Consider the following 25618-nt stretch of genomic DNA (forward strand, 5'->3'; position numbering starts at 1 on the left):
ACACACAGCACGCTTGTTATCCGTATCACTTAGGCTCGTAGGACATTCCATGTCCTCCCGTCTGATCCTCGAAGGATCCGGCGCCTCGATGGAGGTAGGGATCGGCTTCTCGGCCCGCTCAGGGCCGCAGTGAAAGGAACCGGATGACGTCCCCGAACACCCGACGCCGCTGGCGGATTGCCGCCAAGACCTCGGCGGTCTGCGCACTGTCTGCCAGCCTGCTGGTGGGAGCGCTGGCCCCGGCCAATGCCGCGGAAACCCCAGCCCCCAGCTACGCGGAGCAGAGCCTGGCCTTCAATGGCGACAACGCCATCGACTCCGCCCTGGCCCCGTACTACCGGATCCCTGCTCTGGCGGATCTGGGCAACGGCGTCCTGCTGGCCGCCTACGATGGCCGCCCCGACGGCGGGGACTCGCCCGCTCCGAACTCGATCATCCAGCGCCGCAGCACCGACTACGGTGCCACCTGGAGTGCTCCCACCTTCATCGCCCGCGGCCAGCTCGCCGCCAATGGCAACCTGCGCTACGGCTTCTCGGATCCCTCCTACATCGTGGACAAGGAGACCGGCACGGTCTTCAACTTCCACGTGTACTCCAAGGACCAGGGCTTCTGGGGCGGCACCTTCTCCAGCGATGACACGGACCGCCAGCAGGTCACCACCGAAGTTTCGGTCTCCACCGACGGCGGTCTGACCTGGTCCACCGACCCGGCCAACCAGCCCGTGCTGCCCACGCCTTCCAACTACGCGGCCGGTTCCAAGTACGCAGCCTTCGACGGCCCGCTGCTCACCGATGTCGCCAAGCCCGCAGGCACCACCGTCGGCGGCGTCGCAGGTGTGGGCGGCGTGGCAGGCTTCTTCGCCTCCTCCGGCGAGGGCATCCAGCTCAAGTACGGCGCGTACAAGGGCCGCATGATCCAGCAGTTCGCCGGCCGTGTCCGCCAGGCCAACAACACCGAGGCCATCCAGGCCTACAGCGTCTACTCGGACGACCACGGCAAGACCTGGCAGCGCGGGGCCTTCATGGGCACCTCGATGGATGAGAACAAGACGGTTGAACTTTCCGATGGCCGCGTGATGCTCAATTCGCGCGACAACGCCAATGGCAAGGGCCGCAAGGTCTCCATCTCCAGCGATGGCGGCGCCACGTGGGGGACCGTCACCTATGACGCCAACCTGGTCGATCCGACCAACAACGCCTCCATCACCCGCATGTACCCCGATGCCGCCCAGGGCAGCGCCAAGGCCAAGATCCTGCTGTTCTCCAACGCCAACAGCAACTCCTCGCGCACCAACGGCACCATCCGCTACTCCTGCAACGACGGCGCCACCTGGTCTGCGGGCAAGCAGTTCAAGTCCGGCACCATGAGCTACTCCACCGCCACCGCCCTGTCCGACGGCAGCTTCGGCGTGCTCTACGAGGGCGACAACAACCGCATCACCTTCGGCAAGTTCAACGCCGAGTGGCTCGGCATCATGTGCGGCGTCACCGTCGCGGGCACCGCAGCCAGCGCCGCCAACGGCGCCAGCGGCACCTCCGCGGTGACCATCACCAACAACTCCGGCGCACCCCTGGCCGGCGCCACGGCGGCATTCGCCCCCAAGGCCGGCTGGGCGCTGCCCAGCGTTGCCGTGCCGACCATCGCCGACGGCGGCACCGCCACCGTCAACGTTCCCTTCACCATCTCGCCCACCGCACTGGCCGGCACCGTGAACCTGGCTGCCACCGTCAGCGTGGGCGCCAACCAGGCCAGCGGCATCGTTGCGATCACCGTAACCGGTGGCTCCGGCCCCGTCGTCGGCGCCACCATCGTCGGCTCCCGCAACGACGCCGGCCGCGACCTCGCGGCAAACCCGTACGTTGCCGGCAACCAGGTTGCGTACAAGTTCGATGTCACCAGCACCGGAAACATCACCGAGGCCGTGGTGCCGCAGAGCGGCAACTTTGCCCCCTTCCTGCCGCCGGGTGGCGGCAACTGCCGCTACAGCGCACTGGGTGCCGCGGCCGGCTACACGTGCACCACGCCCCAGCACGCGGTGACGGCCGATGAGGCGGCCCAGGGCTTCTTCGTCCCGGCCACCACCTGGCAGGTCACCGGCTCCGGTGCCACGACCAAGGACTACACCATCACCGGTGACGAGGTGGATCTGATGGTCCGCAACCCCTCGCTGTCCGTCACCCACACGGCCGGCGCCCTTGCCGACGTCGACGGCAACCGCTACGCCAGCGTGGGCGACACCATCACCTACACCACCACCATCACCAACAACGGCAATGTGCCGCTGGCCAACGTCACAGGCCTGCCCGGTGCCGCTGCCGCCTCGATGGCCCCGGCCGCCACGTCCACCGCCACCACCGTGCACACGCTGACGGCGGATGAGGTCACGGCCAAGTCCGTGGCCGCCTCCACCATCTCCGCCACGGGTGCCAACGGCGCCAAGACCGCGGCCAAGAGCGCAACTGCCGCTGCCATCACCCTGTGCACCGAAGGCGCATGCGGCGGTGACGGCCCCGTCGTCGGCGCCACCATCGTGGGCTCCCGGACGGATGCCGGCCCCGATCTGGCCGCCAACCCCTACGCCGCGGGCAGCAAGGTTTCCTACCAGTTCGTCGTCACCAGCACCGGCAACATTGACGAGGCAGTGGTCCCGATGGGCGGCAACTTCGCTCCGCTCGTCCCCAACGACGGCGCCGGCAACTGCCGCTTCAAGGTCCTGGCCGCTGGCGCAAACTACACCTGCGCCACGCCGAAGCACACCGTCACCGCCGACGAAGCGGCCCAGGGCTTCTTCATCCCGTCCACCACCTGGCAGGTGACGGGCGCAGGCGCTCCGACCAAGGACTACGCCATTGACGGCGGGGAGCAGGACCTGCTGGTCCGCAACCCCGTGCTCACCGTCGCTGTCACCGGCAGCGAGCTCTACGACGTCGACGGCAGCGGGTACGCCAGCGCCGGGGACACCATCGTGTTCACCACGACGGCGAAGAACGCCGGCAATGTGTCCCTGACGGATGTTTCCGGCCTGCCGGGCACCGATTCCGCCGACCTGGCCGTGGGTGCCACGCTGACAGGCACAGCCACCTACACGCTCACGGATGCCGATGTGGCCGCCGGTTCGGTGGAGGGCCCCTCCGCCACCGTCACCGCGTCCAACGGTTCCCGGGACATCGAGGCCAGCGGCACCGCCTCGGACACCACGCTGAAGCTGGCACCGGTCAAGCCCGAAGCGGCCCCAGCCCTGCCGACGGACGAGGACCTCGCCACCGCGAACCCCGAGGTGGCATGTGATGGCCAGCAGGCCGCCCCGGGTGAGACCTTCAAGCTCCCGGGCCTGGCTGCCAACGAGTGGTTCTTCGTCTCGCTGCACTCCGAGCCCGTGGGTCTGGGCTGGTTCACCGGTGCCCAGCTGGCCGCCGGCCTCGCCGTGCCGGCCGGCTTCCCGGCCGGCTCGCACACCATAGCCGTCCAGAACGCCGCCGGAGAGCTGGTGGGTACGGGAGCGCTGATGGTGCCCGCCGTCGTCGACCCGGGCACCACCCCGCCGGCCGCGGAATCGCCGGGGGCCGCCCCGGCTCCGGCCCCCGTGCAGGGCGAAGGTGCCGTTGACCAGACGCTCGCCAGCACCGGCTTCGACGGCCTGGCGCTGGGTGCCTTCAGCGCAGCCTTGCTGCTGGGCGGTGTGCTCCTGCTGGTGCGCAACGCCCGCCGCCGGGCCTAGCGGACACGGCTTGGCCTGAACACAGCTGTGGCGCGGTGCCCGCCCCATCTCCCTGCGGAGGATGGGGCGGGTGCCGCGCCACAGCTGCTTAACAGGCCGAAATGCGCTGCCAAGAAAAGGCAGAGGGGGAGGACTCTGGGTTTCCAGGATCCTCCCCTTCTGTCCTGCGTCCGGCAGGTGCCTACTTGACGGGCTGGAGCGGAAAGACGGGAGTTTCAGGGCTCAAGTCCACCTCGTACTCGGCCCGCATTTTGTCGCCGCCCTCGGCCCGCCACCGCTTGAGGATCTCCGCATGCTCGGAAACGCTCGCCCGGCCTGTGATGATGTCAACGGTCTTGTCACGGACCAGCTTCTTCAGTTTGGGGCCAAACTTGGCTTCAGAGTCGGAGTACAGGCCCAACGTGGGGTTCCGCCAGGCGTTCTCAACCAGCTTCGCCGTCTGGCCCTGGATGTAGGTGGTCAATTCGGGTGCACCGGCGATGAAGTTGACAGGCTCAGCGGCTGTCAGTGAGTTCAGCGGCGTGGAAACACCCGGAACATTTCTGGCGCCATCCTTGGTCAGGATCGGGTTGCCGTTCGCGTCGAAGGTGAAGTCCCGGCCCTCGAATCCGAAGTTCTTCGCTAGGTATTCCTTGGTTCCGAAAGGCGCGGCAATCCAGTTCAACAGCGACAGTTGTTCCTTGATGGCCTTTTCGTCCGCGTTGCGCTGCAGCGCCGCCATGCCGATGACACCATTGCCGAGGTCATAGGTGGGGGTGGTCTTGCCGTCTGCACCGAAGGGAATGAGGATCTCCATCTTGACCGCCGGGTCGATGCGATGGTGTGTTCCCAGCTCCCTGGGACTCGCGACAACCTGCGCACCGACTGATCCATTGACCACCATCGAGTCGAAGGAGGGAACACTGCTGTCCGGATAGAAGACTCCGGCCTTGAAGAGTTTGGCAGCGTATTCCAGACCGGCCACGTAGGCGTCGGTCTCGTACACATGGGTCAGCGTGCGGTCGTCGTTGACGGCCCAGTTGTTCGGTGCACCGTACCATTCGGTGAACATGTGGAGCATGTTGATGTACGTCGGCTCCAGGGCGTACTTCTTGTCCTTGGGATTGGTGATTTCCTTGGCCTTTTCAAAGAACTCATCAGCGTCCTTTGCGTTCAAGCCGCCAACCTTTTCCCACACGCTGGCATTGCCGACCATGACTTGTCCCAGGGGTGTGCTGGTGGTGGGGACGCCCCAAATCTTGTTGTTGACCACCACTGTCTGCCAGGTGGCGGTCTTCAAGGCGGCCAGGTTGGGGTATTCCAGTACGGCGTCGCCGGAAAGGTAGGGGGTCAGGTCCTGGAACCTTGCTTCCAGCATGGCCGAGAGGTTGGGGATGTTGCGGTAGCCCACGCAGGTGATCTGTGGGAGATCGTTCGAAGCCAGGAGCGTGGCGAATTTGGCGTCGTAGCCGTCGCCGGCTTCTTCCACAATCTGCATTTCGTAGTTGCCGCCAAAGGCTTCAAGGATGCCCTGCCAATAGGGGTTGTCGCCCAGGGGCGGGGCAGGGGAACCAAAGTTCGCGGCCATTGACGTCACAGTGCCCGTCAGCGGCTTCCCCGTGGTGGACGCCACGGGGTTGGGCATGTTCAAAAAGCCGTCCAACAACGCCTCACCATCGCCGGAAAAGTCCGGTGTCACACCCGTGAAGGGCTTGTAGGTCGGCAGGGCGAGGGTGGACTTGTTCTTTGTGGCGGCCCCTGGCCCGCCGGAGGATGCACAGCCGGCCAGTGTTCCCGTCAGTGCGACAGCTGCCACGGCCGTCCCCGCCAAACCCAGAAATTTCCGTCGGGAAAACCCCGCGGGGTTGCTAAAATTCTTCATAGTGGGTCTCTCATTGAATATTTGATGGATGGGTTGTCCTGCTGAAACCTTGGTGGTGCCATGCAGGGCACCACCAAGGGTGAATCGTGTTCTCGGTGCGGCATTTTTCAGCGGCTACGTTGGCCCCGAACCAGCGCGGTCTCGCACCCAGGAACCGGACCTTGATTTCCGCACCGCTGGCCTTGGCCGCCAGCAACGTCCGCCGCATCTCCTTGCGTCATGCGAGCTGCCTTGTCCACGGTCACTACCTGCCCACAGTCCTGTCGTAGATGGTCCATCTCGAATGAGGATGGCGAAATTTGCTCCGATAATTTTCGATAGACGGCGGTGTTCGTGCCGAATCTACTTGCGGCAACTCGTGTGTGTCAAGTCACAATCAGGGGAGCCTTCTCCTGACTGTGTGGCTGCCCGCCGAGCCGCACGCAAGCGGACTGTGGAAAATTGGCAAGGCAATGTGAGCGCCGCCCAAACGGGCTGTTCGGCGCCAGTGAAGGGGCGTGGAGCCGGGCGCAGGTCGGAGACGCTGCCATGCCCTTGGCTTACGAAACCCCTGGCGGGGCCGTGGTGGAGTCGCGGATCTGCAGAGCGGTCGCCAGTTCCACGTGCGCCGAATCCAATTGTTCCCCCCGGATCAGGCGCAGGACCGATCCAAGCGCCGCCCGCCCCATGTCGTGCAGCGGCTGCGCCACGGACGTCAACCTCGGCAGCGTTTGCTCAACCACCGGCAGTCCGTCAAAGCCAACGACGCTGAGGTCCTCGGGCAGCCTGAGGCCTTGACGCCGGCCCTCTTGCAGGACTCCCACCGCGGTGTAGTCACACACGGCAAAAACAGCAGTCGGAGGGTTCTTCAACGCCAAGAGTCGGCGGGTCGCCTCGGCCCCAAACGTACTGCCAAATTCGCCTTCCAGAACGTACTCGGGCCGTGCTTCAATGCCGTGGTTCCGCAAGGCTGCCAGATAGCCGTGCAGCCGGGAGTTGCTCGATTCTGATGCGGGGTCTCCACCTATGAAGGCGATTTTTGTATGGCCCAATCCAATGAGGTGTTCCACTGCCGCCTTGCCGCCGGACCAGTTGGTTGCCCCGACCGTAATGCATCCCACTTGCGGGGCGCTCCACGGGTCGATGACGACCACGGGAATGTTGAGCCTTCCATAGGGCTTCACCAGGCTGGCATCGACGTTGGGAGTGGCCAAAATCAAGCCCTTGCGGCCCGATTCAGACATGCGCCGCGCCCAGGCCTCGTGATTGGCGCTTCGCAGGTCAGCCTCCGACGTGTTGGTCACAACAACTTCCACACCGGCAAAATTGGCGTAGTCCAGCAGTCCCGTCATGAGTGCGTGGGAGTACTGGCTGGCGACGCCATTCACCACAAAATCGACCATGATGGGCCCCTCCGCAGGGACCCGGGGCTTGAACGGCGATACATAGCCGAGCTCGTCGAGTGCCGCCTGGACCCGGATTCGAGTTTCGTCGGCTACGTCCTCGCGGCCATTGATGACCTTGGAGACAGTGGGGACTGAGACTCGGGCCAGTGCCGCGACCGTCGCAAGCACCGGCCGCCTCGCCTTGGCATCTGAAGACAATTTCACACCTTTACCCTTTTCGAAACTTTTCCTGGAAAGACAGCGCCCGGTGCAGCGAGGCCTGGCCACAACTCATAGAGTCGGTATGGGCATCGTTGTGATGTAGATCCTAGTTGACACGCCCGAACGGCTGTGACTTAATTCATACTATCGCAGAACGTTATCGAAACATATCGGTAAGTTTGCGAGGATGACGCTGCCATTGCGACGGGCCTGAGCCCCTGGCTCCCTCGGCAGCAGCCACGCCCGCTCTCCTGTCCACTGAGATCCTCAGAAACCAATCGGAGCCACAAGACACCTTGAACACCAGAAATCCACCACTAAATATTGGCATGGTCGGGTGCGGAAACATCAGCGCCCAATACCTGGCCACCATCGACAGCATCGATTCGCTGAATCTGGTGGCTGTCACCGATCTGGATCCGGCACGGGCCCGGGAAGCAGCCGCCGGGCGCGCCGGAGTGCGCGCCATGCCCCTCCCCGAGCTCCTCGCGGACCCGGAGGTCGACGTCGTCTTGAACTTGACGGTCCCCGCGGCGCACGCCGAGGTGGCCCTGGCCGCGATTGCCGCCGGCAAGGACGTGTATGGGGAGAAGCCCCTGGCAGCAACCACCGCGGATGCACGGCGCATCATGGATGCGGCGGCAGCTGCCGGTACCGCAGTTGGGTGTGCCCCGGACACCGTGCTGGGCACCGGGATCCAAACGGCGCGGGAGGCCGTTGACCGGGGATTGATTGGCACCCCCATCTCGGCCACAGCCACCATGATCGGCCCGGGCCCCGAACCCTGGCACCCGAATCCGGACTTCTTCTATGCCCCAGGGGGCGGGCCGCTGATGGATATGGGCCCCTATTACGTTTCCGCCCTCATCACGCTTCTGGGCCCAGTGTCCCGCGTCATGGGGGCAGCAAGCCGGACCAGGGACGTCCGCACCATCGGCAGCGGGCCCCGGGCTGGGGAATCCATCCCCGTTTCCGTGGATACCCATGTCACAGGGCTCCTCACCCATGCGTCAGGCGCCATCTCCACCCTGGTCATGAGCTTTGACGGTGTTGGCACCCAGGCATCCTGCATCGAAGTCCACGGGGACATGGGGTCATTGGTTGTTCCCGACCCCAACGGATTCCGCGGCCAGGTGCAGCTGCGCACCCTGGGCAGCGCCGAGTGGGAAACCGTGGCCACGTCGGCTGGCTACGCACCGGCTGGGCGTGGCATCGGCCTGGCCGACATGGCGGCCGCGCCCGGAGGAGCAGGCGGAAGGGCAGGCGGAGAACTGGCCCTTCATGCGCTGGATGTCATGGAGTCCGTGCTGGCTTCGGCGCATTCCCAGCAGTCGGTTGGCATCCAGAGCAGCTGCCGCCGGCCCGCAATGGTGCCGCTGGCCGAAACTGTCCCGGCCGGACTGGATCAGGCCTTCGGGAATTGACTACCTGCACCGCATAGCGGCAGCAGCGAACACAAAACATGAGATTGCCGCCAATGCCGGCATGGAAGGTGAACAGAATGAATCAAAAAACCAGCTGGGGAATCATCGGACCCGGCGGGATCGCCCACAGCTTTGCTGCAGGGCTGCAGGCAAGCACGACGGGCCGCCTGGCTGCGGTGGCCAGCCGCAGTGAATCGAAGGCCCGGGCGTTCGCTGATTCCTTCGGCACTGGCATCAGCAGCTACGGCAGCTACCAGGAGCTCTTTGACGATCCGGCCGTGGATGCCGTCTACATTGCAACAGTGCACACCAGCCACGTTGAATTGGCCATCGCGGCCCTTGACGCCGGCAAACACGTGATCTGCGAAAAGCCTTTGTCGATCAACCACGCCGGCGCCATGGCGGTGCTGGAGGCTGCCCGCCGCAGTGGCCGGTACTTTGCCGAGGGATACATGTACCGGTTCCACCCCCAGACTCTGAGACTGGCTGAGCTCATCGCAGCGGGGGCCATTGGTGAAGTGGCGCATGTTGAGTCGATGTTCTCATTTGCCGCCAACCCGGCACCGGGCCACCGCCTGTTGAACCCCGAGCTGGCAGGCGGCGGCATCCTCGACGTCGGCGGCTATGTCGTCTCCATGGCCCGGCTGATTGCAGGGGCGGCGCAGGGGAAGCCCTTCGCGGAGCCCGTTTCACTCACCGCCAAGGGAACCCTCGGCTCGACAGGCGTGGACGAATGGGCCACGGCCTCCCTCGAGTTTTCCGGCGGCCTGACGGCCCATATCTCCACGGGTGTGCGCCTGTCGGGAGCGAACCAGACAGTTGTGTACGGATCGCACGGCACCATCACGGTGTCTGAGCCTTGGCTGCCCAACGCTGATGCCGGATCTGACATTGTGCTGGCCCGCGTCGGCGAGGCGGCAGAAACCATCCACATCCCGGGTGCGAACCACTATGGGTTGGAAGCCGATGCGGTGCCACAATTCGCATCCCTTCAGCAAAGTCCACAGATGGGCTGGGCCGACTCGCTCGGAAACATCAAGGTTATGGAGCAGTGGAGGGCAGCCATTGGCCTGCAGTACCCCTGTGAGGCGGACGACGCGCGGATTCCGACGGCGTCGGGACGTCCCTTGGCGCGCCGCAGCGATGCAGAGATGCCCTATGGCACCATCGACGGCGTCGGGAAGCATATTTCCAGGCTGGTGATGGGGTGCGACAACCAGGAGACGCTGGGACACGCTTCCGTCATGTTTGATGATTTCGTGGAGCGTGGCGGCAACGCCTTTGACACCGCCCATGTCTATGGTGGCGGCCGCCAAGAGGAACTTGTGGGGCTCTGGATGGCAAACCGTGGAAATCGGGATGACCTCTTCATCATCGGCAAGGGTGCCCACACGCCGCACTGCAACCCGGAATCGATCATCCGGCAGCTCGATGAGTCACTCGGGCGCCTGCGGACCGATCATGTCGACCTCTACATGATGCACCGGGACAACCCCCAGATCCCCGTTGGCGAGTTCGTGGAGGTGCTCAATACCCTGGTGGACCAGGGCAAGATCCGCACCTTTGGCGGTTCCAATTGGACGACCGCTCGATATGAGGAGGCAAATGACTATGCCAGCGACAACAATCTGCAGGGCTTTGCTGCGCTGAGCAACCACTTTGGTTTGGCCCATGCGCTGGAACTGCCCTGGGCAGGCTGTGAGCACCTGACGAATCCGGCAGACCAGAGCTGGCTTCAGGAAACCGGGACCGCCGTCTTCCCCTGGTCCTCGCAGGCTCGAGGGTTCTTTGCCCGCGCCGATTGGGATGACACGTCCGATGCGGATTTGGTCCGCTGCTATTACAGCAATGAGAACTTTGAGCGTTTGGCCCGTGCCCGCAAACTTGCTGACGAACTTGGCGTTGCGCCGACAGCCATCGCCTTGGCCTACGTGCTGGCTCAGCCGTTCCCGACGTTCCCACTGATCGGACCCCGCACCGTCGAAGAGACCCGCACATCAATGCGGGGCCTGAACATCAAGCTCAGCGTCGAGCAGGTTGCGTGGTTGGACCTGCGCGGCTAGCCGCACCCGGCCAGGAGGTTGGTGGCGTCGGGGTCTTGATGGGTGGGTGGGCCGGGTCTGGCCGGGATCGGGGGATGATTCCGGCCAGACCCGGCCCACCCACGCCGGTGGCGACGACACCGGCACAACCCCGGGGCACGACCACAGGAAGCGGCAACGCAGTCAACAAACGCGGCGGTTGTCCTAGTTGGTGCCGGCCGGTCCACCCAGCACCGGCGCCAGCTGGTTCCACGCGCTGATCTTGCAGCCATCCGTCTGGCCGAAGCTGGCGTTGACGGACGCGCCGTGGAAGGTGCCGGTGATGCTGGCGGTGGCCGGGCCGGCGTACTGCATGGTGCACATGGTGGTATCTGGCGTGGCGGGGGCAAAGGCCGCGGCACCGTAGCTTTCAATGGCGGCACAGGCCGCCGCGGGGTCCGCCACGGTGGAGCCCGGGAGCGCCTCGGCGCCGGCACAGTTGAGCAGCGTCTCCTTGGCCGCACCGTCGGGAGTCGGCAGGACTTTGATGGCCAGCGCCGCCGTTTGGCCCGCCACTGTTGGCGCAGTGGTGGCCGCGGTGGATGTGCTGGACGACGACGGCGCGCCCGTGGACGTGGACGATGCCGGTGGTGTACTGCCCGGGCCGGTGGATGGACCACCGCCGCAGCCGGACAGCAGGACGGCGGCAGCCGCGGACAGGATCAGGACTGTGGCTCGAAACTTCTGCACGGCTGGCTCCTAGGAGGTGTGGGGCAGGGCGGCGACGGCATCCAGCAGCCGGGCACGGAGCACGGCCGCCGCCGCCGCGAAACGGCGTTGGTGGCCAACATACTCCGCCTTGCCCTCCGCCGTCTCGATTCTGATGGGGAGGTACCCCCACTGCTCCAAAGCATAGGGCGAGGCCTGCATGTCCATGGCCCGGATCTGGAACGACAAATCGAAGCAGTCCATCAGCAGCTCGCTGGGCAGCGCGGGGGAGAGCTTGTACGCCCACTTGTAGAGGTCCATATTGGCGTGCAGGCAGCCGGGCTGTTCCAGATCCCGCTGGGTTTCGCGGGTGGGGGCCAGCTCATTCAGCGGCACGGCGTCCGGGGTGTAGAAGCGGAACGCATCAAAGTGCGTGCAGCGGATTTTGCTCTCCTCGACCACCTGGTCCGTGCCATCGGGGCCCAGCCGCAGGGAGAGGTATTCGTGCCGGATGTCATGCGCATCCTGCTTGTAGACCATCGCCCACTCGTGCAGGCCAAAGCAGCCAAACTGCGCGGGACGGGCGGCGGTGCGGCCCAGAATGATCCGGGCAAAATCGATGGCGGCCGTCCGGTCCGCGGCAAAGGCGTCACTGTCGACGATGACGGCGGGGGTGCCGGGTTCCAGCCCCGCCGCGGCCAGTTCCGCGCCGGTGGCCGCGCGGTAATGCTTCCACTCCAACCGCTCCAGCGCCGCCTCGCCGGCCAGCAGGGTGCCGGCCCCGGGGTGCCAGCGGCGCAGCTGGCCGGGCTTGTGGTTGTAGTAGGTGAACAGGAAATCCTCCACCGGGTGCTTCGCCCCGGCTGAGCGCCGGGCCAGATACGGGGCCGCATAGGCATCAACGCGTTCCTGGTGCGCCAGCTGGCGGTCCAGCCACTGCGGCTGGGCCAAAACGTGCAGCGCAGTCGTGGTGGTCATGCTTCCATTATCCGACGGTTGCGCCGGTGCTGCTGCTGCTGATCAGGGCCATCATCGTGCCATGCAGGGCCTGGGCCTGCTCCCGGTCCAAGCCCAGCCGGGCCATCATGGTGCCGGGGACGGCCAGCGCGCGGCGGCGCAGTGCCACGCCGTCGTCGGTCAATTCCACGGCCAGGGCGCGCTCGTCGGTGGCGGACCGGGCCCGGGTCAACAGGCCGGCGGCCTCCAATCGCTTCAGGAGCGGGGAGAGGGTTGCCGGCTCCAGCATCAGGGACGAGCTGAGATCCTTCACGGTGCGGGGACTGGATTCCCACAGGGCCAGCATCACCAGGTACTGCGGGTGGGTCAGGCCAAGCTCCGCCAGCACCGGCTTGTAGGCTCCCACCACCGACCGCGAGGCCACGCTGAGGGCAAAGCAGAGCTGGCGCTCCAGCAGGAGGTCTTCCTCGTGGCTGTCCATGGGCGGATCCTTGGCCTTTCGTTGTACGTGGCACGGATTAGTTAGTGCACTAATAATGAGTGTACCCTGTAGTTGGAACCAGGCGCACGGGCGCCACCCTTGGAAGGAAAGAGGATCCCATGGCCGGCGAACCGTTTGTCCAGAAATTCATGAGGACAACCAACAAGCTGCGCTCCATCTTTGGCCCGGCAGTCTCCAGTTCGCTGGACCACGAGATGACAGAGGAAAACAAGCAGCTTCTTCTGCGCCGGCAGCAGGAGGCCCAGCAGTGGGAGACCGTCACCCGGCCCGACGGCAGCACCTATCTGGTGCCCAAGAACCCCGAGGACCGCTCCCTGCGCTGAGCCATTCCCTTTGCGGCCCTCCGGCGTAAAATTGGCCTTGCTGGGATCCATCCGCTTGCTACAGAGGGGAGGTGTTGACTATGTCGAGCGAAGAACGATTTGTTGACAAATTCATGAAGGTCACCGGGCAGGTTTCACATGTGCTGGGCCAGGCCGACAGGTCCGATGCGGACGCGCCGGTGGTCCACAAGCACGACGACTTCGAGCAGGCCTCCGAGGAGGATCTGTCCCACTTCGAAAGTGAGACCGGTTCCAACGGCGAGCACTACGCCGTCCGCAAGGACGATCCGCACCACTAGAACCCGCCGCGGCCAGCCAACAACAAAAGGACCGTCCGACGCTCTGCGCCGAACGGTCCTTCAGTGGTTAAACAGCCTGTGGTGCGCTGTGCGCCCTAGCGGCCGGTGCCGCCGTACACGGTGGCCTCGTCGTCGCCGTCGAGGTCGAACGCCTGGTGGACGGCGCGCACGGCGTCGTCGAGCAGGTCCGCGCGGGTCACCACGGAGATGCGGATCTCGGAGGTGGAGATCAGATCGATGTTCACCCCGGCGTCGGAGAGCGCCTTGAAGAAGCGGTAGGAGACGCCCGGGTTGGAGCGCATGCCGGCACCGATCAGGGACAGCTTGCCGATCTGGTCGTCGTAGATCAGGTCCTCGAAGCCCACGGATTCCTGGGCCGAGCGCAGCGCGGCCAGCGCGTCCGCACCTTCCACCATCGGCAGGGTGAAGGAGATGTCCGTCCGCCCCGAGCCGTGGGTGGAGATGTTCTGGACGATCATGTCGATGTTGGAGTGGGCGCCGGCGATGATGCCGAAGATCTCCGCCGCCTTGCCCGGAATGTCCGGAACGCCTACAACGGTGACCTTGCCTTCGGACCGGTCGTGCGCCACGCCGGAGATGATTGGCTGCTCCAAGGCAACTCCCTCTGAGAACTTGATCTTGTCATCCGGGCTGGGAAGGACCCAGGTCCCTTCATTGTTGCTGAACGAGGACCGCACATGGATGGGCAGTCCGAAGCGCCGGGCGTATTCCACGCAGCGCAGGTGCAGGATCTTGGCGCCGGAGGCTGCCATTTCCAGCATTTCCTCGCTGGAGATCTTGCTGATCTTCTGGGCGCTCGGCACCACGCGCGGGTCCGCGGTGTAGACGCCGTCGACGTCGGTGTAGATCTCACAGACATCGGCATCCAGTGCCGCAGCCAGCGCGACGGCGGTGGTGTCGGAACCGCCGCGGCCCATGGTGGTGATCTCGTGCGTGGCACGGCTCATGCCCTGGAAACCGGCGACGATGGCCACATTGCCCTTGTCCAGGGCGGTGCGCACCCGGTACGGATCCACATCGATGATGCGGGCCTTGCCGTGGATGCCATCGGTGATCATGCCGGCCTGGCTGCCCGTGAAGGACTGCGCCACGGCGCCCAGGGAGTTGATGGCCATGGCCAGCAGGGCCATGGAAATCCGCTCGCCGGCGGTCATGAGCATGTCGAGCTCACGGGCCGGGGGCTGCTCGGCAACCTCGGCGGCCAGATCCAGCAGCTCGTCGGTGGTGTCGCCCATGGCGGACACGACAACGACGACTTCATTGCCGGCCTGCTGCGTGGCGACAACCCGCGCGGCAACGCGCTTGATCCCCGCGGCATCGGACACGGAGGATCCACCATATTTTTGAACGATCAGGCTCATGCGTGCACACTCATTGGCTAACCTAACGCAGACTAGTGCTTTTCTTGCTGGACAGCTTCGGGACGGTTCTACAACTGCCCTAGCGCCAGGTTGCCGGTGGAACGGTCCGCATGGAGACGGCCTGTGGCCTCAAAAAGGCCGCGCGTCAACCTCGGCACGGGGGCAGGTGGTGCAAGTTTATCCCCGGCGGGTGCCGGGCACTCAATTTGAGTGTCCACATGACGGACAGGCGGGCCAAAGCGGTGCCGTTTTGTGCTGGATTGCCCCTGGTGCCGGTCCTAGGATGGGCGCAAGGCCACCCTGTGGCGCCTTGGGGGAGAGGAAGAAGATGTCGACGACGGCGGCGGGCGCACCAGATGCGCCGGGCAGCGGATTGGTGGCCAGCGGGATTTCCCGCCGGTTCGGCGAAGTCCGCGCCATTGAGCACATGGACTTCACTGCCCCGGCCGGTGCCGTGACGGCATTGATCGGCCCCAACGGCGCCGGCAAGACCACGCTGCTGCTGATTCTGGCCTCCCTGCTGGCCCCCGACACCGGCACCGTCCGCATTATGGGCATCGATCCGGCCGAGCACCCCACCGCCGCCCGGATGCGGGTGGGTTGGATGCCGGACACCCTGGGCGTCTGGGAATCCCTCACGGCCCGGGAGATCCTGAGGATCATGGGCAGGCTCTACCGGATGCCGGCCGCGGCCCTGGAATCCCGGGTGTCGGACCTGCTGGCCCTGGTCAACCTGGAGGGCCTGGCGAACCAGCCCTCGCGGGTTCTTTCCCGCGGCCAGCAGCAGCGGCTGTCCCTGGCCCGCGCCCTCATCCACGACCCTGCGGTGCTGTTGCTGGACGAGCCTGCCTCCGGCCTGGACCCGGGATCGCGCATCCAGCTGCGCCGCATCCTGCGCGAGCTGGCCGCGGAGGGCAAGGCCGTCGTCGTCTCCTCCCACGTGCTGGCCGAGCTGGACGAGATCGCCGATGCCGCCGTCTTCGTCAACCAGGGCCGCTCCGTGCTGGCCCAAACCATCCACGCCGCTGCGGCGCAGGGCAGGCGCTACGCCATCTCCGCCCTGGACCCGGCGGCGCTGTCCGCAGCATTGTCATTCCGGGGGCTGCAGTTCCGGGTGGAGCCCGGCCGCCGGTCCGCCGTCTCGCTTCTGCTTGGCAGCGAGGACGACGCCGCCCGGCTGCTGAAGGACCTCGTGGCCGCGGACATCGCCATCACCAGCTTCGCCCCGGCCGGCGGCGCTTTGGAGGAGACGTACCTGAGCATGGATGCGGAGCAGCGATGACCACCATCAACCCCCTCCCCGCCGATCCCGGCCCGGACGTTTCACCCGCTCCCGACACTTCGCTGCCCGCCGGCAACTACCTGCGCCCCATCGGCGTCGTGCTGATGCTCGAACTGCGCCAGCGGCTGCGCTCGCGGGGCTGGTACATCATGCTGGGCATCTGGCTGGTGGTCACCGGGGCCGTGACGTTCCTGTCCTGGGCCGGCTGGAATTCCTCGCAGAACTACAGCTATATCGTTCCGGACCAGAATCCCGGACCGGGGTCGCTGATCTTTGAGATTGTGCTGGCCTTTGTGCTGCTCTTCGCCCTGCTGGTGGCCCCCGCCTTCTCCGCCAACGCGGTCAACGGCGACAGATCCGCCGGCACGCTGGCCATCCTGCAGATCACCCTCATCACGCCCGGCCAGCTGGTCTGGGGAAAGTTCCTGGCCTCCTGGCTGGTGTCCCTTGCCTTCCTGGTCACCAGCGCACCGTTCCTGTTGATCGGCATGCTGCTGGGACGGATGACGGCGGCCCACGTGCTGGTGGCGCTGCTGATGCTGGCCGTGGAATTGGCGGTGGTCTGTGCCATCGGCGTCGGCATTTCCGCCCTGGCCACGCGGCCGCTGTTCTCGATAGTTGTCACGTACCTGACCGTGGCAGCGCTCGTGGTCGGGACACTGATCGCCTTCGGGCTCGGGGCCATGCTGGCGCAGGGCACCATCCGGGCCAACACACCGGACTACAGCTACTCGGAGGTCTACACGCCGGAGGAGCCCAGGTACACCTGTTCCGGGGACTTCTATGACCTCCACGTCACCCGCACGGACCAGGTGGCCTGGATGCTGGCCATGAACCCCTACGTGGTGGTGGCCGACGCCATCCCGTATCCGGACCGCAGCCAGCCCAACCAGATGATCGGCGGCATGGGGTTCCTTGAGGGCATCAGCCAAGGCGCCCGCTGGGCCATCGCCGGGCCAGAGGCCACCACGCCCTGCGCCAATGGGCAGGTCCACCCCGGCTACCTGCGGCAGACCGTGCCGCTGTGGCCGCTTGGTCTGGGGCTGCAGGTTGTCATCGCCGGGGGCTTGATGGTCTTGGGGCGCCAGGCCCTGCGCACCCCCGCCCACCGCCTGCCCCGCGGCACCCGCGTCGCCTGACGACCCGTGGCGGCCGACGACGGTGCTCGGGGACTCCTACGTCGGACCTGATTTCGCTCCCCACCCGCACCCTAACCTCGCTGCGCTCGGCCAGGGAATCCTGCGGGCGTGGCCCCAGGCTCAATCAGCGGCGCGGCTCTAGAGCAGGGCGTTGCGGCGGCCTTCGAAGGCGCGGCCCAGGGTGACCTCGTCGGCGTACTCCAGATCCCCGCCCACCGGAAGGCCTGAGGCCAAGCGGGTCACGGCGATGCCGATGGTCTTGAGCATGCGCGCCAGGTACGTTGCCGTGGCCTCGCCCTCCAGGTTGGGGTCCGTGGCGATGATGATTTCCTGGATCTGGCTGTCATTGAGCCTGGTCAGGAGTTCGCGGATGCGCAGCTGGTCCGGGCCGATGCCGGCAATGGGATTGATGGCCCCGCCCAGCACGTGGTACCGGCCCTTGAAGGAGCGCGTGCGCTCCACGGCCAGCACATCCTTGGATTCTTCCACCACGCAGATGACCGTGGGATCGCGGCGCGGATCGCGGCAGATGTTGCAATTCTCCTGCTCGGAGACGTTGCCGCAGATGGCGCAGAACTTCACGCGTTCCTTCACCGTGACGATGGCGGACACCAGCCGCTTCATGTCATCCATGTCCGCTTCAAGGATGTGGAATGCCAGCCGTTGGGCCGACTTGGGGCCAATGCCCGGCAGCCGCCCCAGCTCGTCGATGAGCTCCTGAACTGCTCCCTCGTACACCCTTGCCTCTTCATCTGTTGTGTTGCAGCCTGTTGTGCTGCGGAGTTTGGGAGGCCGCCGGCAACTGCGGCGGCCATCCGGGCCAAGTGGCCCAAGTGCCTATTGGCCGCTGAGCGGGCGTTCCTCGATGATCTTGCCGCCGAGAATCCGCTCCACAGCGGCCCGGCCAATGACACCCGATTCCTCGATGGTCACATCCTCGGGACTGGGGATGTCCTCCACATAGGGCAAGTTTACTGCCGCCTCCGGTGCCACCGTGCGGGCAGCCTGGGCTTCCGGGCTGTTGCTGAGCCGTTCGTACAGGCTCATCTTCCCCTTGCGCGGCGCGGCCGGGGCCGGCTCGTCCTTCTCGGGTGCCGCAGCACCCTTGGCGGAGGATTCACTCGTCGCCGAGCCCCCGGCCGGACGCGCCCAGTCCGGCGCGTTGGCAGCGTTGCCCCACCCCGGATCGCTGACCCGCGGCATGGGGGCCACGGGGACATCGAATCCTGGGGCCGGGGCCGGCGTGCGTCCCGTGGCGGCCGCGGCGGACGCTGCAACGGCGGTTGACGCAGCAATCGTCGGTGCAGCAGCTGCGGGTGTTCCAGTGCCGCCGGCGGGCCGGACGGTCCGCGGTGCGCTCTGCTGGGGCGCGGAGCGGATGGCTTCGGCGCCGCCGGGGATTTCCCAATCGGGCATCGGCGGCTCGTCCGGGTAGGGCGGTTCATCGGGGTAGGGCGGTTCGTCGGGGAACGGTGGCTCATCCAAATGTGCCGGGGGTTCCGGGACGGCGTCCCAGCCGGTGATCCACGACGTCTTTCCGGCGGAGCGGTCCGGCTCCGGCTCGGATTCGGGGGCAGCGGTGCGCGCGGCTGCGGACCGGGCCGGGCCGGCAGCCCGGCGCAGGGCTGCAGCCGCCGCCGGGATCGTTGCATTCTCGGACATGGCCGGGCCGCGTCCTGCCTCAGTGGCTGAAACTGAACCCGGCTGCTGGACTTGCCCGCGCGCGGGCTGCACAGCAGATGGCTGCTGGCCGGTCACCTGGGCCGGGGGACCCTGGACGCCCTGACCCTGGACGCCCTGACCTTGGGCGCCAGGAGTCTGGACGCCGGAGCGCTGGGACGACGACGGCGGGACGGGTCCTTGTGCCTGCGCCGCGGGTGAGGCTGCGGGCCCAGCTGCGGACTGGCCTGCCGCTGACGGCCGCGCCGGGGAATGCGCGGTGGCCGACTGGGTGGCCGGCCGCTGGGCAGGCTGCGTTGACTGCTGGGCCTGGCGCGCATGGGGCTGTGCCCCTGCCGGTGTTCCGGCGGCAGCCGAGACTGCCGCTCCGGATCCTGCCGTGGCGGCAGTCTGGGCCGCCATCGGCTGGGCAGCAGACTTTGGGGCTGCGGACTGGGGCGACGTCGAAGCCCCCGAGGGTTCCGCCAAGGCGCCCTGCGGGGCAGCGACCGCATTCGCGGCGGTCGTGGCCGATGCAGCAGGTGCAGCCGTGCGTACGCCGGTGCCACCCGTGGCAGGGCCTGTGGGTCCTGTTGCGTTCGCTGGTGTTGCAGGGTTCGCGGATCGGGCACCTGGCCCACCGCTGGCAGGGCCGGCTGGGTCAGCGGGTGCTTTTGGGCCGGATTCAGCGCCCCTGCCCGGTGTCGGTCCATCGCCGATCACAGGGACAAGATTGGCGGTGATCCCCAAAACGCTGTGGATGGCCTGGCCCAGAACCTGGACATGCCCACCGGCGCCGAAGGAATCAATGATGCCCTGCGTGCTGAAGCGCAGCGTCAGGGTCTGGCCGTCAAAGGTGGCTGGTGTGACGTGCTGGGTGACCATGGCCCACGTCCCGCGGCGGATCTGGCTGACGGCGGTGAGGATTTCCGGCCACGAGCGGCGGATCATCTCGATGCCCTGACCGGGGTGCGGGGCCGGCGCGGCAGCGGCGGCCCCCAGCGGTTGCCGGCCGGCCTGCTGCGGAGCCTGGTCGGCGGCCGCGGACGCTGGGTTCGGGGCGGCTGCACCCTCAGCGGAGGCGCCCTGCGCGGCGTCCACCGAATCCGGGGCGGTTGCTGATGCGGCGGCTGCCGGGGCAGGGCGTTCGGCCGCCGGACTGTCTGGTGCAGTGTCTGCCGGGGGAGTGTTCCGCTGCGCAGGCGGTTCCTGACGCTGCGCCGTCTGCTGCGCCGTCTGCTGGGCCGTCTGCTGCGCCGTCTGCTGCGCTGTCTGCTGCGCAGGAGCGCCCTGGCGTTGGGGTGCGGCCGCGCGGGGGGAGCCGCCCTGTGCCCGGGCAGCGGGTGCCTCGGCCACGGGAAGGCCCCAGGAATCGAGTTCCGGCTCGACTGCGGCAGCCGGAGCGGAGTCAGCCGGAACGGCTCCGGCCGGTTCCGTGGAGGCCGCAGCATCGGCGCGCGAGGGCGCATCCGGGGAACCGGCAGCACCTGGACCACTGGCGGAGGGGGCCGAGGAGGTGCCGGTGCCCGCGGCAGCCTGGCCGCCGCTGGCCGCGCCGGACGAGACCGGTGCAGCCGGAGCCTGCTGTACAGGGGTGGTGGAGGAGCCGGGGCCGGTAGATGCCGCCGCGCCCGAGGCAGCCGGAGCCGCGGCGGCTGCGCCGCCAAGAGTTGCCGGAGAGGCCATGCCACCCTGGGCATCGGAGCCAACGGAAGCAGCCTGTGCCGCCGGGGCTGAGGACGCGGCACCAGTGGTTTCCGCTGCAGCGGCAGCCGGGGCGCCGCCGTCGGCGCCTTCCCTGTTCCGGGCCAGCTGGGCGCGGACAGCCGCCAACCCGCCGCCCGAGCCGCTGGGGAATCCGCCGGGGGCATCGGGCATGCCGCCGAAGCCCTCGGAGGTGCCGGCCGCGGTGAAGCCCGGCTCCGCCGTCGTGCCCTCAAAGCTGGGGGCCGGGGCGCCACCCATCGGTGCACCGCCGTTGTTGAGCCGGCGTTCGATCTGGTCCAGACGTGCGGCCATGCCGCGGGCAGTGTGGTCCGCACCGGGGAGCAGCAGGCGGGCGCCCAGCAGTTCCAGGTGCAGGCGCGGGGAGGTGGCCCCCGTCATATCGTTCAGCGCAGCATTGGTGACATCGGCCGAACGGGAGAGCTCGGCCGCGCCCAGCTGCGCAGCCTGCGTGTGCATGCGGGCAATCTGGTCCTCCGGCAGTCCACGCAGGATGGCGTGGGCGCTCTCCGGCATGGCCTGGACGATGATCAGATCGCGGAAGCGCTCCAGCAGATCCTCAACAAAGCGGCGGGGATCGTGCCCGGTCTGGATGACCCGGTCCACGGATTTGAACACCGTGGCGGCGTCGGCCGCGGCCAGGGCCTCGACGACGTCGTCCAGCAGCGAGGCATGGGTGTAGCCGAGGAGGGAGACGGCGAGCTCGTAATCCAGCCCGTCCGGTCCGGCGCCGGACATGAGCTGGTCCAGCACCGACAGGGAATCGCGTACGGAACCGCCGCCGGCACGGATCACCAGGGACAGCACGCCCGGGGCAACCGGGACGTTCTCGGCTTCGCAGAGCTGGCCCAGATAGGCCATCAACGGCTCCGGCGGCACCAGCCGGAAGGGGTAGTGGTGCGTGCGGGAGCGAATGGTGCCGATGACCTTGTCTGGCTCCGTCGTGGCAAAGATGAACTTGATGTGCTCCGGCGGCTCTTCAACGATCTTCAGCAAGGCATTGAAGCCGGCCGAGGTGACCATGTGGGCCTCATCGATGATGAAGATCTTGTAGCGGTCCCGCACCGGGGCGAAGGTGGCGCGCTCACGCAGATCGCGGGCATCGTCCACACCACCGTGGCTGGCGGCATCGATCTCGATGACATCCAGCGAGCCGGAACCGCCGCGGGCCAGCTCCACGCAGCTGTCGCAGACGCCGCACGGGATGGCCGTGGGACCCTGGGCGCAGTTCAGGCAGCGGGCCAGGATGCGGGCGGAGGTGGTTTTGCCGCAGCCGCGGGGGCCGGAGAAGAGGTAGGCGTGGTTCACGCGGTTCTTTTCCAGCGCGGCCATCAACGGCTCGGTGACATGCTCCTGGCCGATGACGTCCGCGAAGGAATCGGGGCGGTACCGGCGGTAAAGAGCTGTAGGTGCTGTCACAGATTTAACCCTATCTGGTGCGTAGGACATTCTGCAGGTCTGCGCTGGGGCCAGCCCCGCGGGGAGCGGACCAGCGGCCTGGAAGGGCCTGGAAAAATAAAAGACCCCTCATGCACCCGCCAGAGCCCGCTTACCCTTGCTACCTTCCGGTCCTGGGGGAGTTCACAGGATGACGCCACATGAGGGGCCGGGAAACAGCCTACCCGATGTTGGCGGCGGGGATGAAACCGGGCGGGCGCCGGGAACCTTAACAACGCGTGCCCGCGGTGGTACGTTCGCCCATATAGCGGATTCGCATATCAATCAGGGCCCGGCCGGCCGGTGGTGTGCACGCCGAATGACGGGTCCGCGTATGAGTTTGGGGTAGTCATGGAACTGTACGGCGTTTTTCAGTGGCTCTTCTGGATCCTGGCATTTGCCACGGGCATCCTGACGTTGTCCCGCACGGAAGTGTTCTCCACCGGCAGCACCCAAAGGTCCAAGGGCCATGCCGGCCAACAGTTCTTCCTGTGGTTCATGACGGCGGCCTTCGCCCTGTCCGGTTTCATCGCGGCCGTCCTCGCCATGCGCGCCGACATGGCGAGGTAGCGCATGCTGCGGGGCCCGGAGCCACGCAAAAGAAGATTCCAGAAATATTCTCCCAAGGGTTGTCACATCCCTGTGACAATGTTGTAAAGTCTACGTAAGGGGATCGGCCCGCGGGAGCAGGGTCCGATTCTCCAGCGGTCGATCAACGCTTTGGCGTAATCGGGTGTAGGAACGGTCTGCCTTCCAGAGGGCCGAGCGAAATAGGGGTGATTGGGCTTGAACGGGGTCCAATCACCCCTATTTCTATGCCCATTTCCTTGCCCGAAGATGGCTCCGCGAACGGCCCAAACAGGCCGAAGGGGACCCTCCCGTTGGCCCGATTCGTTGATTCGGCCATCTGTCAGGTACTCTTGAACCTGCCGTGTTCACCACGGTTGCCTGGAGGATTCGCCTAGCGGCCTATGGCGCACGCCTGGAACGCGTGTTGGGTTAACGCCCTCGGGGGTTCAAATCCCCCATCCTCCGCCAGCATGAAAGCGGCTCCGATCAGAAATGATCGGGGCCGCTTTTGTTTGCCCCGGAACCCTTGTCATTTGGTGAAATCGGGTGGGGACCCCGCCCGGCGGACACTATGAGTGATGTCTCCTTCGGAATACTGGGCCCGCGCACCGGGTTGGGGCCAGTGGAACAGGAATCCACGTGAAAGAGGCACCCTTGAAGCTTTTCTCCCCGCTCGCCCTCGGCGATCTCGACCTGCCCAACCGTCTTGTGATGGCCCCGCTGACCCGTGTCCGTTCCGGGCGCGACGGTGTTCCCGGAGCGTTGGTGGCCGAGCACTACGCCCAGCGTGCCAGCCTCGGGCTCATCGTCAGCGAGGGTGTGTACCCCAGCCATGCCGGGCAGGCCTTCCCCGGCCAGCCGGGTCTGGTCAGTGCCGCCCAAGTGGCGGGTTGGAAGCAGGTGACCGGCGCCGTCCACGCCGCCGGAGGGCGCATTTTTGCCCAGGTGATGCACGGCGGCCGGGTCAGCCACGAAGACACCACCGGTGGACACGAAGTGGTGGCCCCCAGTGCCATCGCGATCCAGGGTGAAACCCGCACCTACACCGGCAAGCAGCCCTATCCGGTGCCGCGGGCCCTGGAAACGGCCGAGCTCCCCGGGATCTTGGCGGAGTTTGTTGCCGCTGCCCGCACGGCCATCGAGGCCGGCTTTGACGGCGTCGAACTCCACGGTGCCAACGGCTATCTGCTGCACGAATTCCTGGCCCCGACCTCCAACCAGCGCCACGACAGCTACGGCGGCACTCCGGCCAACCGTGCGCGGTTTGTGGGCGAGGTGGCCCGTGCCGTGGTGGCGGAGATCGGTGCCGGACGGGTGGGCATTAGGATTTCGCCCGAGCACAACATCCAGGACGCTCTCGAAACAGATCCGGCCGACGCCGCCGCCACCTATGGTGCGCTGGTGGACGAACTGGCGCCCCTGGGCATGGCGTACCTGAGCATCCTGCACCACGCTCCCCAAGGGGAATTGGTGCAGGATCTGCGCTCGCGCTTTGGCGGACCGGTGCTGTTGAACACCGGCTTTGCCAGCGTGACCAGCCGCGCCGAGGCTCTGGCCCTGGTTGAGAAGGGCCACGCCGACGCCGTCGTCGTGGGCCGCCCGGCCATCGCCAACCCCGATCTGGCCCGCCGCTGGGCCGAGGATCTGCACCTGAACGAGCCCGATGCCGCCACCTTCTACGGCGACGGCCCACGCGGCTACACGGATTACCCGTTCTGGGACGCCGGGCTGAACTAGTCCGGGCAAAAGCCGCCCACGTTTTGAGGGCCCCGCTGGAATTCCGGCGGGGCCCTTGGCGTGGATGGGGGTTGAGAGGACTGGGGCTGTGCAAACTGGGGCTGTGGGCCCATAGATGGGAGCATGGAGGCATGAACGACGCTGTTTATTCAACCCAAGACTTCCCCTCCACACCGTTCCTGGCGGTTGATGCGGCCATCATGGACCGCAATCTGGAGACCATGGCGGCGCGGGCCGCAGCCTCATCGCTGTCGTTGCGCCCGCATGCCAAGACCCACAAATCCCCGCAGATCGCCCGGCGCCAGCTGGAGCTGGGCGCCGTCGGCCTGACAGTGGCCACCCTGGGCGAGGCCGAGGTCTTCGCAGAGGCCGGCTGCACCGACCTCTTCCTGGCCTACCCGCTGTGGGTCACCGATGCCCGGGCCGCCCGGATCCGCGCGCTGGCCGAGCGCTCCACCCTGCGCCTTGGCGTGGATTCTGCCGACGGCGCCGAGCAGCTGGGCCGTGCTGTGCGCGGGAGCCACGTGCAGGTGATGATCGAAGTCGACAGCGGCCACCACCGCAGCGGCGCCCAGCCCGACGACGTCGCGCTGGTCGCGACGGCCGCCCAGGCCGCGGGCCTTGAGGTGGCCGGCGTCTTCACCTTCCCCGGCCACGGCTACGGTCCCGGCCGCCGTGCCGCAGCTGCCGCCGATGAGGCAGCAGCCCTGGCCACCGCCGCACGCGCTGCCCGCAGCGCCGGTGCCGCCGCCGTCGTCATCAGCGGGGGATCGACCCCGACGGCGGCCGACGCCGATGCCTCCGTCCTCACCGAAATCCGCCCGGGGGTCTATGTCTTCAACGACGCCCAGCAGGCCGAACTCGGCACCTGCGGCTGGGACGACGTGGCCCTCTTCGCCGTGGCAACGGTGGTCAGCAGCTCCGGCCGCACAGTGATCCTCGACGCCGGCTCGAAGGTCCTCGGCGCCGACCAGCCCGCCTGGGCCACCGGCGGCGGCCGGATCCTGGGCCACCCCGAGGCCCGGATCACCGCCCTGTCCGAGCACCACGCCACCGTCGTCTTCCCGGCGGAGGGCGCCCTGCCGGCGCGCGGGGACATCCTGCGCGTCGCACCAAACCATGTGTGCGCCACCGTCAATCTGGCCGATGAACTCGTGCTGGTGCGCGGCGGGGCCATGGAGGACGTCTGGCCCGTGGCCGCCCGCGGCCGGAACAACTAGCTCCGCCGCACCAGCCATCGCCGCAGCATTTCACCCGGGACGCAGATTCCCGCCGGGGACGCCATTG

18 protein-coding genes, 1 tRNA gene and 1 other RNA gene are annotated in these 25618 nt (G+C 66.9%); 11 read left to right on the forward strand and 9 right to left on the reverse strand.

All coding sequences use genetic code 11. The features are described 5' to 3' along the window. The first annotated feature begins 143 nt into the window (after positions 1-143). Positions 144-3719: a sialidase family protein gene (locus tag K254_RS26370; protein WP_051389404.1), complete on the forward strand. Its 3576-nt coding sequence runs from the start codon at positions 144-146 to the stop codon at positions 3717-3719. A gap of 181 nt (positions 3720-3900) precedes the next feature. On the opposite strand, the gene K254_RS0119175 is transcribed toward K254_RS26370, so the two are convergent. Continuing rightward, a complete protein-coding gene (locus K254_RS0119175; RefSeq protein ID WP_231391915.1) occupies positions 3901-5514 on the reverse strand; it encodes a sugar ABC transporter substrate-binding protein in 1614 nt (537 codons plus the stop codon). Positions 5515-6119: 605 nt separating this feature from the next. Beyond that, complete coding sequence (locus K254_RS0119180; RefSeq protein ID WP_026556708.1) at positions 6120-7163, reverse strand: LacI family DNA-binding transcriptional regulator; 1044 nt, start codon at positions 7161-7163, stop codon at positions 6120-6122. A gap of 332 nt (positions 7164-7495) precedes the next feature. Between K254_RS0119180 and K254_RS24275 the strand changes: the two genes are divergently transcribed. Together K254_RS24275 and K254_RS0119190 are read left to right on the forward strand one after the other, a co-directional pair. Then, positions 7496-8590: a Gfo/Idh/MocA family protein gene (locus tag K254_RS24275; protein ID WP_051389405.1), complete on the forward strand. Its 1095-nt coding sequence runs from the start codon at positions 7496-7498 to the stop codon at positions 8588-8590. A 77-nt stretch (positions 8591-8667) separates the two neighbouring features. Further along, positions 8668-10653, forward strand: a complete 1986-nt coding sequence (locus K254_RS0119190) for an aldo/keto reductase (RefSeq protein WP_026556709.1) — start codon at positions 8668-8670, stop codon at positions 10651-10653. A 183-nt stretch (positions 10654-10836) separates the two neighbouring features. Here the strand turns inward: K254_RS0119190 and K254_RS24280 are convergent, their stop codons facing one another. The 3 genes from K254_RS24280 to K254_RS0119210 are packed head-to-tail and all read right to left on the reverse strand — an operon-like array spanning position 10837 to position 12757. After that, entirely contained in the window at positions 10837-11361 is a 525-nt protein-coding gene (locus tag K254_RS24280; protein WP_155848632.1) for a serine protease inhibitor, read from the reverse strand. Between the two features lie 9 nt (positions 11362-11370). Then, on the reverse strand, positions 11371-12297 hold the full coding sequence (locus tag K254_RS0119205; RefSeq protein WP_026556711.1) for a hypothetical protein: 927 nt from the start codon (positions 12295-12297) through the stop codon (positions 11371-11373). 7 nt (positions 12298-12304) lie between these two features. After that, positions 12305-12757 (reverse strand): MarR family winged helix-turn-helix transcriptional regulator, encoded by a 453-nt coding sequence (locus tag K254_RS0119210; protein ID WP_026556712.1) that lies wholly within the window; start codon positions 12755-12757, stop codon positions 12305-12307. Between the two features lie 119 nt (positions 12758-12876). Between K254_RS0119210 and K254_RS0119215 the strand changes: the two genes are divergently transcribed. Together K254_RS0119215 and K254_RS0119220 are read left to right on the forward strand one after the other, a co-directional pair. Then, entirely contained in the window at positions 12877-13101 is a 225-nt protein-coding gene (locus tag K254_RS0119215) for a hypothetical protein (protein WP_026556713.1), read from the forward strand. Between the two features lie 80 nt (positions 13102-13181). Then, complete coding sequence (locus K254_RS0119220; RefSeq protein ID WP_026556714.1) at positions 13182-13400, forward strand: hypothetical protein; 219 nt, start codon at positions 13182-13184, stop codon at positions 13398-13400. A gap of 95 nt (positions 13401-13495) precedes the next feature. On the opposite strand, the gene K254_RS0119225 is transcribed toward K254_RS0119220, so the two are convergent. Further along, positions 13496-14782, reverse strand: coding sequence for an aspartate kinase (locus K254_RS0119225; protein ID WP_026556715.1), 1287 nt, complete (start codon positions 14780-14782; stop codon positions 13496-13498). A 328-nt stretch (positions 14783-15110) separates the two neighbouring features. On the opposite strand from K254_RS0119225, the gene K254_RS0119230 reads away from it, so the two are divergent. Then, positions 15111-16064: an ABC transporter ATP-binding protein gene (locus K254_RS0119230; RefSeq protein ID WP_026556716.1), complete on the forward strand. Its 954-nt coding sequence runs from the start codon at positions 15111-15113 to the stop codon at positions 16062-16064. Further along, complete coding sequence (locus tag K254_RS0119235; protein ID WP_081710258.1) at positions 16061-17203, forward strand: ABC transporter permease; 1143 nt, start codon at positions 16061-16063, stop codon at positions 17201-17203. Before K254_RS0119230 ends, K254_RS0119235 begins: the two co-directional genes overlap by 4 nt. Positions 17204-17341: 138 nt before the next feature. Here K254_RS0119235 and recR read toward each other — a convergent pair whose 3' ends face one another. The 3 genes from recR to ffs all read right to left on the reverse strand — a co-directional run bounded on the left by recR (position 17342) and on the right by ffs (position 22198). Beyond that, entirely contained in the window at positions 17342-17941 is a 600-nt protein-coding gene (recR, locus tag K254_RS0119240; RefSeq protein ID WP_026556718.1) for a recombination mediator RecR, read from the reverse strand. Between the two features lie 99 nt (positions 17942-18040). Continuing rightward, positions 18041-22036 (reverse strand): DNA polymerase III subunit gamma and tau, encoded by a 3996-nt coding sequence (locus K254_RS0119245; RefSeq protein ID WP_442853064.1) that lies wholly within the window; start codon positions 22034-22036, stop codon positions 18041-18043. A 66-nt stretch (positions 22037-22102) separates the two neighbouring features. After that, positions 22103-22198, reverse strand: an RNA gene (ffs, locus tag K254_RS25500) — signal recognition particle sRNA small type. A gap of 177 nt (positions 22199-22375) precedes the next feature. Here ffs and K254_RS0119250 point away from each other — a divergent pair. The 4 genes from K254_RS0119250 to K254_RS0119265 all read left to right on the forward strand — a co-directional run bounded on the left by K254_RS0119250 (position 22376) and on the right by K254_RS0119265 (position 25551). Further along, the gene (locus K254_RS0119250) at positions 22376-22594 is read left to right on the forward strand and encodes a hypothetical protein (RefSeq protein ID WP_026556720.1); all 219 of its coding nucleotides are present in this window, start codon (positions 22376-22378) and stop codon (positions 22592-22594) included. Positions 22595-22974: 380 nt separating this feature from the next. Further along, positions 22975-23062: transfer RNA gene (locus tag K254_RS0119255), tRNA-Ser, on the forward strand. A 171-nt stretch (positions 23063-23233) separates the two neighbouring features. Further along, on the forward strand, positions 23234-24331 hold the full coding sequence (locus K254_RS0119260) for an alkene reductase (RefSeq protein ID WP_269209042.1): 1098 nt from the start codon (positions 23234-23236) through the stop codon (positions 24329-24331). Positions 24332-24462: 131 nt separating this feature from the next. Further along, positions 24463-25551: an alanine racemase gene (locus tag K254_RS0119265; RefSeq protein WP_026556722.1), complete on the forward strand. Its 1089-nt coding sequence runs from the start codon at positions 24463-24465 to the stop codon at positions 25549-25551. The last annotated feature ends 67 nt before the right edge of the window (positions 25552-25618 follow it).

Origin of the sequence: Arthrobacter sp. 35W (assembly GCF_000482545.1) — a bacterium.
Lineage (GTDB): Bacteria > Actinomycetota > Actinomycetes > Actinomycetales > Micrococcaceae > Specibacter.